The sequence below is a fragment of the Subtercola sp. PAMC28395 genome, from assembly GCF_018889995.1.
Taxonomy (GTDB): domain Bacteria; phylum Actinomycetota; class Actinomycetes; order Actinomycetales; family Microbacteriaceae; genus Subtercola.
Map to the genome: position 1 here is coordinate 1511539 of NZ_CP076547.1, position 13960 is coordinate 1525498.

Here is a 13960-nt window from a genome sequence, read left to right on the forward strand (position 1 = left end):
AGCCTAAACCTCACTCGCGTGCAGAAGACAGGGATTGACAGCATATTCACTCCCCCGACACCGTCCGTTGGGTGCCTGATACCGTGGAGGGAGAACTTTCGACAGCGTAAGGACTCCTCCCATCACTTCAGCCGCCCCCCAGCCGAACGCCGACCCGTCGGCGGCCAGTCGCACGGAGTCCGAACAGTACGACTTCGTTGTCGTCTCCAACCGGCTGCCCGTCGACAAGGTCATCGCCGACGACGGCACGAGCTCCTGGCGGGCTTCACCCGGAGGGCTGGTCACTGCGCTCGAACCGGTCATGAAGGCCAGCGAAGGTGCCTGGGTCGGCTGGACGGGAGTGCCCGACGATGACTCCGAGCCGTTCGAAAACGATGGCATCTCGATCGTTCCGATCGCGCTCAGTCACGACGACGTCGAGCTCTACTACGAGGGGTTCTCCAACGACACCCTGTGGCCGCTCTATCATGACGTGATCGCGCCCCCCACGTACCACCGCGACTGGTGGGAGTCGTACCTGGCGGTCAACCAGCGTTTCGCCGACGCGGCCGCCGCCGTTGCCGCCCACGGGGCCACCGTCTGGGTGCAGGACTACCAGCTCCAGCTCGTTCCGAAGATGCTTCGCCAGCTGCGGCCCGATCTGGTCATCGGCTTCTTCAATCACATTCCGTTTCCGGCATATGGCATCTTCTCGCAGCTCCCGTGGCGCACGCAGATCATCGAGGGCCTGCTCGGTGCCGACGTGATCGGGTTCCAGCGCGTGGCCGACGCGGGCAACTTCACCCGTGCCGTGCGGCGCCTGCTCGGCCACACCACCAAGGGCACGAACATCGACGTGCCGATCGACGACGAGGCAGAGGTGCAGGGCAACCAGGCCAGGGCGAAGGTGTCGCGCCGGGGCATCCGGGTTCGCACCGTCGAAGCCCGTGCGTTTCCGATCTCGATCGACGCAGCGAGCTTCGAAGAACTGGCGCGCAGCCCTGAGATCCAGGCGAGGGCACGGGAGATCAGGCACGACCTGGGTGACCCCGACGTCGTGCTGCTGGGCGTCGACCGCCTCGACTACACGAAGGGCATCGGGCACCGGCTCAAGGCCTATGGCGAGCTTCTCGAAGACGGCAAGCTCAGCGTCGAAGACACCAGCCTGATCCAGGTGGCCAGCCCGAGTCGCGAACGGGTCAAGACCTACATGATGCTGCGCGACGAGATCGAACTCACGGTGGGCCGTATCAACGGCGACTTCTCGACGATCAGCCACGCGGCGATCAGCTACCTGCACCAGGGTTTTCCGCGTGAAGAGATGGTGGCCCTCTACCTGGCGGCCGACGTGATGCTCGTCACTGCACTCCGCGACGGCATGAACCTGGTAGCCAAGGAGTACGTCGCGAGCCGTTTCGACAACGACGGCGTGCTGGTGCTCAGTGAGTTCGCGGGCGCCGCCGATGAGCTGAAAGCCGCGCTGCTGGTCAACCCGCACGACATCGAGGGCCTGAAGGAAGCAGTTCTGAAGGCCATCGCGATGCCCCGCCACGAGCGCTCGCGTCGCATGCGCAGCATGCGCAAGCGTGTGATCGAATTCGATGTCGCCCGCTGGTCGCAGTCGTTCCTCGATGCTCTGGCCGCGCAGACGCTCGCCCAGAGCGCCGCTGACGCGGCTGCCGAAGCGGCGGATGCCGCGAGTGACGAGTCTGATAGGCGCGATGACGAGGGCGACGACGAGAGTCAGGCCGCCGGCCAGCGGGGCACAGCGAGCGCAGGCCAGGGCTCAGAACAGTGACCGGCGCGTCGGACCTGGCTGAGAAGCTGACTCAACTCGCGGCAACCGAACGACTGCTCGTTGCGCTCGACTTCGACGGCACACTCGCTCCCGAGGTGGATGCCCCCGAGAACGCCCGCGCACTGCCAGAGGCCCGCGCGGCCATCCTGCGCCTGCTCGAGCTGCCCGACACCCGCGTCGCGCTCGTGTCGGGCCGAGCCATGGCCAGTCTGCAGCACGTTGCAGAGGCACCCGACTCGCTGCTGCTCGTCGGTTCGCACGGGGTTGAATTCCGGTTGGACTCGCCTGAGATCACCCTCGACCAGAGCGCGGGGGAGCGCGAACAGGTCGACCGGTTGGGCGAGACACTCGAGGCCGTTGCGGCGCGCTTCGATCAGGTCTGGGTCGAGACGAAGCCCGCCGGTTTTGCGCTGCACACCCGGTTGGCGTCAGAGGAAGACAGCCGTGCCGCACACGAGGCGGCGCTCACAGAGACGGCGGATGCGGTCGACGCTCTCACGGTTCGCGACGGCAAGAACGTGATCGAGTTCTCGCTGCGGAGTGCCACCAAGGGTGACGCCCTTCGACACCTCGCGGAGTTCACCGGCGCGACGGCGGTCTTCTACGCCGGCGACGATGTCACCGACGAAGATGCGTTCCGGGTGCTCGGGCCGAACGACCTCGGCCTGAAGTGCGGGCAAGGCGCGACTGCCGCGGGATTCCGTGTGGCGAAGCCTGCCGAGGTGGGCGCGGTGCTCCACGACCTCGCGTCACTCCGCGAAAAACACGCGATTCTGCCCTCCTGAGCAGACAGAATGCCGCCCCCGCGCGTTCTAGACTCGTAACATGCCCGAAATAGACATGAAGCCGCGCAGTCGCGTCGTCACCGATGGAATCGAAGCCACCACCTCTCGCGGAATGCTCCGTGCTGTGGGCATGGGCGACGCCGACTGGGACAAGCCGCAGATCGGCATCGCGAGCTCGTGGAACGAGATCACCCCCTGCAACCTCTCCCTCGACCGTCTCGCACAGGCCTCGAAAGAGGGCGTGCACTCCGGTGGCGGTTACCCGCTGCAATTCGGAACGATCTCGGTCTCCGACGGCATCTCGATGGGCCACGAGGGCATGCACTTCTCGCTCGTCTCTCGCGAGGTCATCGCCGACAGCGTCGAAACCGTCATGCAGGCCGAGCGCCTCGACGGCTCGATTCTCCTGGCGGGCTGCGACAAGTCGCTGCCCGGAATGCTCATGGCGGCAGCACGCCTCGACCTTGCGAGCGTCTTCCTCTACGCGGGCTCGATCGCGCCCGGCTGGGTCAAGCTCAGCGACGGCACCGAGAAAGACATCACGATCATCGACTCGTTCGAGGCTGTCGGTGGGGTCAAGGCAGGCACCATGAGCGAGGCCGACGCCAAGCGCATCGAGTGCGCCTTCGCCCCTGGCGAGGGTGCCTGTGGCGGCATGTACACCGCCAACACCATGGCGAGCGTCGCAGAGGCCCTCGGCATGAGCCTGCCCGGCTCCGCTTCGCCCGCGAGTGCCGACCGCCGTCGCGACTACTACGCACACCGCTCGGGTGAGGCCGTCGTCAACCTGCTGCGCCTCGGCATCACGACCCGCGACATCCTCACTAAAGACGCGTTCGAGAACGCCATCGCCGTCGCTATGGCGCTCGGAGGGTCGACCAACGTCATCCTGCACCTGCTGGCCATCGCGTACGAAGCCGAGGTCGACCTCACCATCGACGACTTCAACCGCATCGGCGACACCATCCCGCACCTCGCCGATATGAAGCCCTTCGGCCAGTACGTCATGAACGACCTCGACCGCCACGGAGGCCTGCCCGTTCTCATGAAGGCGCTGCTCGATGCCGGGCTGCTGCACGGCGATGCACTCACCGTGACGGGCAAGACCCTGGCCGAGAACCTCGCTGAGATCGACATTCCCGCGCTCGATGGCAAAGTGCTTCGCACGCTCGACAACCCGATCCACCCCACCGGTGGCCTCACCGTGCTGAAGGGCTCGCTGGCTCCTGAGGGCAGCGTTGTGAAGACGGCAGGGTTCGATGCGTCCGTCTTCGAAGGCCCCGCAAAGGTGTTCGAGCGGGAACGCGCCGCCATGGATGCGCTGACCAACGGAGAGATCCAGCACGGCGATGTCGTGGTCATCCGGTACGAGGGCCCGAAGGGTGGCCCCGGCATGCGGGAGATGCTCGCGATCACCGCCGCCATCAAGGGTGCAGGCCTCGGCAAAGATGTACTACTCTTGACAGACGGCAGATTCTCAGGCGGCACAACCGGACTGTGTATCGGCCACATAGCACCCGAAGCAGTCGACGCAGGTCCGATTGCCTTCGTGCGCGATGGTGATCTAATACGGGTCGATATCGCAGCTCGCTCGCTTGACCTACTGGTCGAGCCCTCAGAGCTTGCAGCCCGCCGAGACGGCTGGGCTCCGCTTCCTCCGCGCTATACCCGTGGCGTTCTGGCCAAGTACTCGAAGCTCGTGCATTCTGCAGCAGAAGGCGCGATCACCGGGTAACGAAGCCCCTCACCAGGTTGCGTCGGTGCGTGTGCACCGGTCAACACTTCGCTTGCAAGTATTAGGACCCCCCACTATGTCCACGGAATCACTTCCCGTGCCGTCGAATTCCGCGTTCTCCGGCGCCCGACCGACGGCCAGGCCAGCTGCTCCGAAGCTGGAGTCAGAAATTCTCACCGGGTCGGGCGCGATTCTGCGTTCGCTCGAGATCCTCGGCGTCACCGACGTCTTCGGGCTTCCCGGTGGCGCGATCATCCCGTTCTACGACGAGCTGATGGCGTCGTCGACGATCAGGCACATCCTCGTGCGCCACGAGCAGGGTGCCGGGCACGCGGCAGAGGGCTACGCGTCGTCGACCGGCAAGGTCGGAGTTGCCATCGCGACCTCAGGGCCGGGAGCCACGAACCTCGTCACCGCCATCGCTGATGCGTACATGGACTCGGTTCCGCTCCTGTGCATCACCGGCCAGATCTTCTCGCATCTGATGGGAACAGACGGCTTTCAGGAGGTCGACATCGTCGGCATCACGATGCCGATCACGAAGCACTCGTTCCTCGTCACCAAGCCTGAAGACATTCCGGCGACCCTGGCTGCGGCGTATCTCATCGCGTCGACCGGCCGACCCGGCCCCGTTCTCGTCGACATCACCAAGGATGCCCAGCAGAACAAGGCGCCCTTCGTGTGGCCGGCCAAAGTCGAGCTGCCCGGGTACCGGCCCGTCGTCAAGGCGCACGGCAAGCAGATCCAGGCTGCGGCGCAGCTGCTGGTCGAAGCCAAGCGGCCCGTCTTCTACGTGGGTGGCGGTGTCATCCGAGCCGAGGCATCGGCCGAACTGCTGGCCCTGGCCGAACTCACCGGCGTGCCCGTCGTCACGACGCTGATGGCGCGCGGCGCGTTCCCCGACTCACACCCGCAGGCCCTCGGCATGCCGGGCATGCACGGTACGGTTCCCGCGGTGCTCGCACTGCAGGAGAGCGACCTGCTCATCTCCCTCGGCGCGCGTTTCGACGACCGCGTTACGGGTAAGGTCAGCGAGTTCGCACCTGATGCCAAGGTCGTGCACGTCGACATCGACCCGGCTGAGATCTCGAAGATCCGTATGGCCGATGTGCCGATCGTGGGCGACGCCAAAGACGTCATCATCGACCTGATCGCCGCCTTCACCGTTGCTGCCGCCGAGGCCGCAGCTGGTGCGGCCAGCGCTGCCGCTGCCGCTGCCGAGGTTGCCGGACCCGACGATGAAGTGCAGGCCCAGCCAACCGTCGACGCTGTGCCCGACATCTCCGACTGGTGGGATCGCCTTCGCGAGCTCAAGCGCCAGTACCCGCTGGGCTACGACGAGCCTGAAGACGGACTGCTGTCGCCGCAGTACGTCATTGAACGCATCGGCCAGATCACCGGCCCTGAGGGCGTCTATGCCTCCGGTGTCGGCCAGCACCAGATGTGGGCTGCCCAGTTCATCAAATACGAGCGCCCCAACGCCTGGCTGAACTCGGGAGGCGCCGGCACGATGGGCTATGGCGTTCCCGCGGCCATGGGCGCGAAGGTCGCGAACCCCGACCGCACAGTCTGGGCGATCGACGGCGACGGGTGCTTCCAGATGACCAACCAGGAGCTGGCCACCTGCACGATCAACAAGATCCCGATCAAGGTCGCGATCATCAACAACTCCTCGCTCGGCATGGTGCGGCAGTGGCAGACCCTCTTCTACGACGGCCGTCACAGCTTCACCGACCTGAACACCGGCGACGGAACGATCATGATTCCCGACTTCGTGAAGATGGCTGAAGCATACGGTGCACTGGGCATCCGCGTCACCAAGAAGGAAGACGTCGACGCCGCGATCAAGCTGGCGATCGAGACCAACGATCGCCCCGTGGTCATCGACTTCGTGGTGAGCCGCGACTCGATGGTCTGGCCGATGGTTCCGCAGGGACTCAGCAATTCATCTGTTCAGTACGCGCGCGAGCACGCCCCAGAGTGGGAAGAGGAGTAAAGACCATGAGCCACGTACTCTCCCTTCTGGTCGAAGACAAACCGGGTCTGCTGACCCGTGTTGCCGGCCTCTTCGCCCGTCGCGGGTTCAACATCGAGTCGCTCGCCGTCGGTGCGAGCGAGATCGAAGGCCTTTCGCGAATCACCGTGGTGGTCGACGTCGAAGACGCCCCGCTCGAGCAGGTCACGAAGCAGCTGAACAAGCTCGTCAACGTGATCAAGATCGTCGAGCTCGACCAGAGCCAGTCCGTTCAGCGCGAACACCTGCTGGTGAAGGTCAAGGTCGACAACTCGACGCGGTCGCACGTTCTCGAAGCCGTCAACCTCTTTCGGGCGCGCGTTGTCGACGTGTCGAGCGATGCGCTTGTCATCGAGGTGACCGGTGACACCGGAAAGACGAACGCGTTCCTGCGCGTAGTCGAGCCCTATGGAATCAAGGAGCTGGCGCAGTCGGGGCTCCTGGCCATCGGTCGCGGCAGCAAATCGATCACCGAACGCGTCTACAAGAACTGATCGCTCGCTTTCACAGCCGCGTCGAACGAATCGCGGCCGACCCCGCACCATGCACAACATTTTTCGCACCATCCGCCATACAAACAAGGAGCAAGAACTCACGTGACTGAAATCTTTTATGACGCAGATGCCGATCTGTCGCTCATCCAGTCGAAGAAGGTAGCCGTTGTCGGTTACGGTTCACAGGGCCACGCACACGCACTGAACCTGCGTGACTCCGGTGTCGAGGTCGTCGTCGCCCTCAAGGCAGGCTCGAAGTCGATCGCCAAGGCAGAAGAGGCCGGCTTCACGGTTCTCTCCGTCGCCGAGGCAACCGCCTGGGCCGACGTCATCGTCATCCTCGCGCCCGACCAGCACCAGCGCGGCATCTACGCGACCGACATCGCCCCGAACCTCAAGCCCGGTTCGACGCTCGTCTTCGGCCACGGCTTCAACATCCGCTTCGGCTACATCCAGGCACCAGAGGGTACCGATGTCGTTCTCGTCGCCCCCAAGGGCCCGGGCCACACCGTGCGCCGCGAATTCGAAGCCGGCCGCGGCGTTCCCGTCATCGTCGCCGTCGAAGAAGACGCCTCGGGTTCGGCCTGGGCACTCGCCTGGTCGTACGCCCGTGCCATCGGTGGCCTTCGTGCCGGTGGAATCAAGACCACCTTCACCGAAGAGACCGAGACCGACCTGTTCGGTGAGCAGGCTGTTCTCTGCGGCGGCACATCGCAGCTCGTGCAGTACGGCTTCGAGGTTCTCACCGAAGCCGGCTACCAGCCCCAGATCGCCTACTTCGAGGTTCTTCACGAGCTCAAGCTCATCGTCGACCTCATGTGGGAGGGTGGCATCGCCAAGCAGCGCTGGAGCGTCTCCGACACCGCAGAATACGGCGACTATGTCTCGGGCCCGCGCGTCATCACGCCCGACGTCAAGGAGAACATGAAGGCCGTTCTCGCCGACATCCAGTCCGGTGCATTCGCCGAGCGGTTCATCGCCGACCAGGATGCCGGAGCACCCGAGTTCCTCGCCCTCCGCGAGAAGGGTGCCCAGCACCCGATCGAGGAGACCGGTCGCGAGCTGCGCGCCCTCTTCGCCTGGAAGCAGACCGACGCGGACTACACCGAGGGCAGCGCTGCACGCTGATCATCTGCAGGTAGCGCCCGAAAACCGACGAACCTCAGCCCGACCTCCCCGCTGTGTGCGACGGAGGGGCTGAGGTTCGTCGGTTTTCGTCGTTTCGGCTCGGGGTACGCTGAAGTCATGCCCCGCGACCCTGATGACGACGCCCTCAGTTGGGGTGACGACAACGACCCGACGTACGCGTTCGACTCCCGCACTGCCGCGAAGGCCGCCAAAGCTCCGGATGCCCCCGCCGTCGTCTCAACACCCGACTCGGTTCCGGCTGCCGAACCCGGCTCGCTCGTAACCCCACCATCGGCCGACAGCGCGAAAGCGGCCGCAGCACTCGCTGCCGCCAACGAAGCCGCGGTGGCAGACGCCCGAGTGAAGCAGGCCGAAGCTGCTGAAGACGCCGCTGCCGAAGACGAACTCGCAGCCGCTGAAAAGGCCGGTGCGCAGCTGAGCTCGCCGGCGCTCATCGCTTTCGGGGTGATCGGCGGCATCTACCTGCTGTACACCGTGGGCTGGCTCGTCGTCTTCACGCGTACCTGGCTCGCGCCGACCGGCCTCGCCGAAATCGTGCAAGATGTGCAGGGTGTGCTGGCCATCGCCGCACCGGCGCTCTGGTTCCTGGCGACACTGCTCCTCGGGGCGCGGCGCAGGGTTGCGGTGAGGCTGCTGTGGCTGATCATCGGCGTTCTTGTGCTCATCCCCTGGCCGTTCATCACTGGAAGGTAGAAGCGATGACCGATTCTGAGAAGAACCACGAGCCTTCGACCGCCGGTTCAGGTAGCGCGCCCTCTTCCGGTACGGGTGTTGGCAACTCCAAGGCCGCTCCCAATGGGGCAGAGGCTGGCACGACAGCTGCGACGACCGCCCGCAGCGAACAAAGCGCTCCCGCGAAACGCGTTCGTGGCCGCGGCGGATGGATCGTGGCGATCGTCTTCGCCTTCCTGTTCGCCATCGCAGCTTTCGAGGCCCTCTCGAACCTCATCGGCCTCACCCAGTCCTTCGCTTCGTCGGTCGACGTCGCGATGCCCGCCAACGCCCTCTGGACGCTGATCGGACTGATCGCTGCACCGTTCGTCGTCTACGGGCTCGTTCTCTGGGGTACCCGCCGGGTCGGTGCAGGCCGGGCCGCGCTCGTGTTCCTCGTCGGCTTCGCCGTCGTTGCCGTCATCACCCTCGACCTGCAGAGCCTCTACCGCGGCATCGTTCCCCTCGTGATTCCCGCTTAGCCCACGACGGTCAGCCGGGCCAGCCGACCGGCAACGCTAGCCGAAGGCCACGAAGAGCAGAATGGCAATGAGCACAACCTGCGCGATCGCACGCGGTACAAGGGGAATGGCCAGGGCGCCGAAGCGGTCCTTGTGGGCGGCCGCATAGGCATTCGCCGGAAAGACGGCCACGAGGAACACCGCGAGGGCGACCGCCGCGATGGGCCGCGTCGCCGGGAGGAACAACCCGACTCCGCCCGCGATCTCGCAGAGCCCGGTGAAGAGAACGAGATTCGATGGACTGAGTATCCCGGCCCGTCTCATCGAGGGCGGGATCATCGCCGCCATGGTCCGGCGCCCCGACGGCAAAAAGTGATTGATGCCCATCACGACGAAGACGATGCCGAGCACGATGGCCGCGCCGAGTTTCACAGCAGTCACGGTTTCAGGGTTCATGCTCCCATTCTGCGGTGCACCGTGCCGTGAGGGGCGTTTCGTCACAGTGCGACCCGCCGGAGCGCCAGGCACTAAAGTTGAGTGGTCACGCCGCCGTGCCGCGTGTATCCAGCGCCACAGCCCGGCGCACCCACCGTAAGGAACCCACTCTCGTGTCAAAACCGGTCGTGTTGATCGCAGAAGAACTTTCGCCCGCCACCGTCGACGCACTCGGCCCCGACTTCGAGGTCGTCAATGTCGACGGCACCGACCGGCCGGCCCTGCTTGCCGCACTGGCGAATGCCAGTGCCATCCTGGTGCGATCGGCGACGAAGGTCGACGCCGAGGCCATCGCGGCAGCGCCCCACCTGAAGGTCATTGCGCGTGCGGGTGTCGGTCTCGACAACGTCGACATCAAGGCTGCGACAGTGGCCGGTGTCATGGTCGTCAACGCCCCCACGTCGAACATCATCTCGGCCGCCGAACTCACCGTCGGCCACATCCTGAGCCTTGCCCGCCACATTCCGGCGGCCCACAGCGCTCTCGCCCAGGGCCAGTGGAAGCGCTCCAAGTACACCGGCGTCGAGCTCTACGAGAAGACCCTCGGCATCATCGGCCTCGGCCGCATCGGCGCCCTCATCACCGCCCGCATGCAGGCCTTCGGCGTCAACGTCGTCGCGTACGACCCGTACATCACCTCCGCCCGCGCCCAGCAGCTCGGTGTGACCCTGCTCAGCCTCGAGGAGCTGCTCGCCGAGTCGGACTTCATCACCATCCACATGCCCAAGACGCCGGAGACCACCGGCATGATCTCGGATGCCCAGCTCGCCCTCATGAAGCCGACAGCCTTCATCGTGAACGTCGCCCGCGGCGGCCTCATCGACGAAGACGCGCTCTACCGCGCCCTCACCAGCGGAGTGATCGCCGGCGCAGGCCTCGACGTCTTCGTCAGCGAGCCGCCGAAAGACGAGAAGCTGCTCAGCCTCGAGAACGTCGTCGTCACGCCCCATCTGGGTGCGTCGACCGATGAGGCGCAGGAGAAGGCCGGCGTCTCGGTCGCCCGTTCGGTGCGCCTTGCGCTCTCGGGTGAACTCGTTCCCGACGCGGTCAACGTCGCCGGCGGTGTCATCGACCCGTCGGTGCGCCCCGGCATCGCGCTCATCGAGAAGCTCGGCCAGGTCTTCTCGGGCCTCGCGAAGAGCCCGTTGACGAGCGTCGATGTCGTCGTTCGCGGCGAGATCGCCGCCTTCGATGTCAGTGTGCTCAAGCTCGCAGCCCTCAAGGGCATCTTCACGAACGTCGTCAGCGAGAGCGTCTCGTACGTCAACGCACCCCTGCTCGCCGAGCAGCGTGGGGTGACCGTTCGCCTGATCACCGACCCGGTAAGCGAGGAGTACCGCAACATCCTCACGCTCACCGGTGCCCTCAGCGACGGTTCGCAGCTCTCTGTCTCAGGCACCCTCACCGGCACCAAGCAGATCGAGAAGATCGTCGAGATCAACGGCTACGACGTCGAGGTGCCGTTCGCCGAACACCTGCTCGTGATGATCTACGACGACCGCCCCGGCATCGTCGCCATCTACGGCAAGGAGTTCGGCGACGCATCCATCAACATCGCCGGAATGCAGATCGCGCGAACCAACGCGGGCGGCAAGGCCCTGAGTGTTCTCACGATCGACTCACCGGCGCCCGAGGCGCTGCTCGAGCGTGTGCGCATCGCGATCGACGCCGACGTGCTCACCGAGATCGACATCACCGACTGACGTCGAAGAAAGTGACGTGATCTGCGCTCCGGATGATCGGTCAGAGCATTTCGTGTCACTTCCTTCAACCCGAGGCCCATCCGCGACGCTTATCGCGCGAAGGGCAGCGCGCATGCGTCAGTTCAGCGAGTCTCGTTCGCGCCCGTGCGGCGTGATGCGACCAGTCCCTCGGCGATCGCAACCAGCTCATTCATGTTCGCAGTGACTCGGCTCGAGGTCTCGGTGAGCGCAGACGGCAGCAGCGCCGAGTTGTAGTACAGCCCATCGCTGATGAGCATGATCGTGCGGGCAACGGCGTCGTCGCCCACGGCCGTGGCCAGAACGTCGAACCAGTCGCGCTGCATGGACTTCAAGGCCTCCTGGGCCTTGGGCTGCGAGCCCTGGGCGAGCCGGGTTGCCGAGATGATCGCCCGGTCGAGCGGGCTCTCGATGTTGACCGAACTGCGAATGAAGTAGTCGACGACGCCGGCAGGAGCCGTGCGGATGTTCTCGACGTCTTCGGTGACCAGCGCCGACAGCCGTTCGATCAGGCCGTCGACGAGGGCATCTTTCGAGCCGAAGTGGTAGAGCAACCCGCCTTTGCTCACGCCCGCTTCTGCTGCCACAGCATCGAGCGTCGCTGCGCGCTCACCCTGGTTGATGAGGATCGTCTCGAAGGCGTCGAGAACCCGATCGCGAGCAGACGGCGCTGAAGTCATCCCCACATCGTACCGACCTGCGCTGAGCGCGCCCGTGGAGTCGTGCTCGACAAGCAATTACACACGAAGTGGCTTACTGTACCGACTAGACGGTATACTAGGGGATGATCAACCCGGGCATTGTCTGAACGCCCCTGTCCGGGCACCACCAGCATCACCGAAGCAGAACGCACACCAGGTCTCCTCATGTCCAGCTCCCTCCTCACCCCGAACCCCGTTTCGACCACGAATCACCTCTCCGCGGCGAACTCCGTCTCCGCGCCCACCCGCCCCCGCACTCTTCCGACCCAGGGTGAGCCGGTCCGTCCCGCACGCCCCGACGCGGTCGCATCCAGCCAGACGACCGGTTCGTCGGCCCCAGACCTCCGCGTCGGCCTGCGTGGCTGGCTCGCGCTGGCCGTCCTGATGCTTCCTGTGCTCCTCATCTCGGTTGACAACACCGTGCTCAGCTTCGCTCTGCCCGTCATCTCCGAGTCACTGCACCCCAGCGCCACCGCGCAGCTGTGGATCATCGACATGTACCCGCTGGTGCTCGCCGGCCTGCTCGTCTCGATGGGCAACCTCGGCGACCGCATCGGCCGCCGCAGGCTTCTGCTGATCGGTGCCGTCGGATTCGGAGTCGTCTCGATCATCGCTGCGTTCGCGCCAACAGCCGAACTGCTCATCGCCGCCCGCGCGGCCCTCGCTTTCTTCGGCGCGATGCTCATGCCCTCTACGCTCTCGCTGCTGCGCAACATCTTCGCCGACCGGCAGCAACGCCGTCTCGCCATCGCGATCTGGGCCTCCGGCTTCGCTGCGGGAGCCGCCCTCGGCCCGATCGTCGGCGGTCTGCTGCTCGAGCACTTCTGGTGGGGATCCGTCTTCCTCATCGCCGTACCGGTGCTGATTCCTCTGTTGATCTTCGCGCCCCTGCTGATTCCCGAATCGCGTGACCCGAACCCGGGCAAGCTCGACCTCGTGAGCATCGGCCTCTCGCTCGTGATGCTCGTGCCGATCGTCTATGCGATCAAGGAGTTCGCCATCGAGGGGTTCAGCTGGGCATCCATCGGCCTGTTCGCCCTGGGGCTTGCCGCAGGGTGCGCGTTCGTCCGGCGCCAGCTCTCACGTGAGAACCCGATGCTCGACATGAGGCTGTTCCGCGTCGGCGCTTTCAGCGGCGCAGTGCTCGTCAACCTGCTCAGCGTCGTCTCGCTGGTCGGCTTTCTCTTCTTCGTGTCGCAGCACCTCCAGTTGGTGCTGGGGCTGCGGCCGATGGATGCTGCGCTCGCCCTGGTGCCGGGCCTCATCGTGATGGTCGTGGCCGGCCTTGCCGTCGTTCCGCTCGTGCGCCTCGTCAAACCGGGCATCGTGGTTGCCGGCGGGCTGATGCTCTCGGCGACCGCCTACGTGATCGTCATGCTCACCGGCGCCGGAGCGACGGCCGGGACCCTCGCCATTGCCTTCGCGGTGCTCGCCCTCGGGATCGGGGCTGCGGAGACGATCTCTAACGACCTGATCATCTCTGTGGTGCCAGAAGAGAAGGCAGGAGCGGCCTCGGCCGTGTCTGAGACCGCCTATGAACTCGGTGCAGTGCTCGGCACGGCCGTGCTCGGCAGCATTCTCACGGCGTTCTACCGTTCGAGCATCGTGCTGCCGCACGGGCTCACGACCGAGCAGGCCACTTCGGCGTCAGAGACGCTGGGCGGAGCGGTCGGTGTTTCGGGCGAGATCCCGTGGAGCCTCGGCACGGTGCTGCTCGAGTCCGCGCGACAGGCCTTCGACAGTGGCGTGGTCACCACCTCGGCCATTGGCGCTGCGCTCATGGTCGCCGCGACCATCCTGGCCCTGGTGACGCTGCGCAAGGCGCGCGCCTGATCACTCGCCCGGGAAGGTCACCGCAGGTGCGGAAGGCGGCGGGCTGTAATCTGGGGTGAACCTTTTCATTCCAGCGTTGGAGCC

12 protein-coding genes are annotated in these 13960 nt (G+C 65.4%); 10 read left to right on the forward strand and 2 right to left on the reverse strand.

The window, feature by feature from the left end; genetic code table 11:
* The first annotated feature begins 121 nt into the window (after positions 1 to 121).
* The 8 genes from KPL76_RS06985 to KPL76_RS07020 all read left to right on the forward strand — a co-directional run bounded on the left by KPL76_RS06985 (position 122) and on the right by KPL76_RS07020 (position 9147).
* On the forward strand, positions 122 to 1777 hold the full coding sequence (locus KPL76_RS06985; RefSeq protein WP_216336185.1) for a trehalose-6-phosphate synthase: 1656 nt from the start codon (positions 122 to 124) through the stop codon (positions 1775 to 1777).
* Complete coding sequence (otsB, locus tag KPL76_RS06990) at positions 1774 to 2562, forward strand: trehalose-phosphatase (RefSeq protein WP_216335727.1); 789 nt, start codon at positions 1774 to 1776, stop codon at positions 2560 to 2562. Before KPL76_RS06985 ends, otsB begins: the two co-directional genes overlap by 4 nt.
* A 40-nt stretch (positions 2563 to 2602) precedes the next feature.
* The gene (gene ilvD / locus KPL76_RS06995; RefSeq protein ID WP_216335728.1) at positions 2603 to 4297 is read left to right on the forward strand and encodes a dihydroxy-acid dehydratase; all 1695 of its coding nucleotides are present in this window, start codon (positions 2603 to 2605) and stop codon (positions 4295 to 4297) included.
* Between the two features lie 76 nt (positions 4298 to 4373).
* Positions 4374 to 6293, forward strand: coding sequence for an acetolactate synthase large subunit (locus KPL76_RS07000; protein ID WP_216335729.1), 1920 nt, complete (start codon positions 4374 to 4376; stop codon positions 6291 to 6293).
* A 5-nt stretch (positions 6294 to 6298) separates the two neighbouring features.
* A complete protein-coding gene (ilvN, locus tag KPL76_RS07005) occupies positions 6299 to 6805 on the forward strand; it encodes an acetolactate synthase small subunit (RefSeq protein WP_205110499.1) in 507 nt (168 codons plus the stop codon).
* A gap of 102 nt (positions 6806 to 6907) precedes the next feature.
* Positions 6908 to 7933, forward strand: a complete 1026-nt coding sequence (gene ilvC / locus KPL76_RS07010; RefSeq protein WP_216335730.1) for a ketol-acid reductoisomerase — start codon at positions 6908 to 6910, stop codon at positions 7931 to 7933.
* A 117-nt stretch (positions 7934 to 8050) separates the two neighbouring features.
* Entirely contained in the window at positions 8051 to 8647 is a 597-nt protein-coding gene (locus KPL76_RS07015; protein ID WP_216335731.1) for a hypothetical protein, read from the forward strand.
* Between the two features lie 5 nt (positions 8648 to 8652).
* Complete coding sequence (locus tag KPL76_RS07020) at positions 8653 to 9147, forward strand: hypothetical protein (RefSeq protein ID WP_216335732.1); 495 nt, start codon at positions 8653 to 8655, stop codon at positions 9145 to 9147.
* Between the two features lie 36 nt (positions 9148 to 9183).
* On the opposite strand, the gene KPL76_RS07025 is transcribed toward KPL76_RS07020, so the two are convergent.
* The gene (locus KPL76_RS07025) at positions 9184 to 9582 is read right to left on the reverse strand and encodes a DoxX family membrane protein (protein ID WP_216335733.1); all 399 of its coding nucleotides are present in this window, start codon (positions 9580 to 9582) and stop codon (positions 9184 to 9186) included.
* 152 nt (positions 9583 to 9734) lie between these two features.
* Between KPL76_RS07025 and serA the strand changes: the two genes are divergently transcribed.
* A complete protein-coding gene (gene serA / locus KPL76_RS07030) occupies positions 9735 to 11324 on the forward strand; it encodes a phosphoglycerate dehydrogenase (protein WP_216335734.1) in 1590 nt (529 codons plus the stop codon).
* 122 nt (positions 11325 to 11446) lie between these two features.
* On the opposite strand, the gene KPL76_RS07035 is transcribed toward serA, so the two are convergent.
* Positions 11447 to 12022 carry a TetR/AcrR family transcriptional regulator gene (locus KPL76_RS07035; RefSeq protein WP_216335735.1) on the reverse strand — a complete coding sequence of 192 codons (576 nt, stop codon included), beginning with the start codon at positions 12020 to 12022 and terminating at the stop codon, positions 11447 to 11449.
* Between the two features lie 186 nt (positions 12023 to 12208).
* Here KPL76_RS07035 and KPL76_RS07040 point away from each other — a divergent pair, with 186 nt between their 5' ends.
* Entirely contained in the window at positions 12209 to 13876 is a 1668-nt protein-coding gene (locus tag KPL76_RS07040; RefSeq protein ID WP_253202215.1) for an MFS transporter, read from the forward strand.
* The last annotated feature ends 84 nt before the right edge of the window (positions 13877 to 13960 follow it).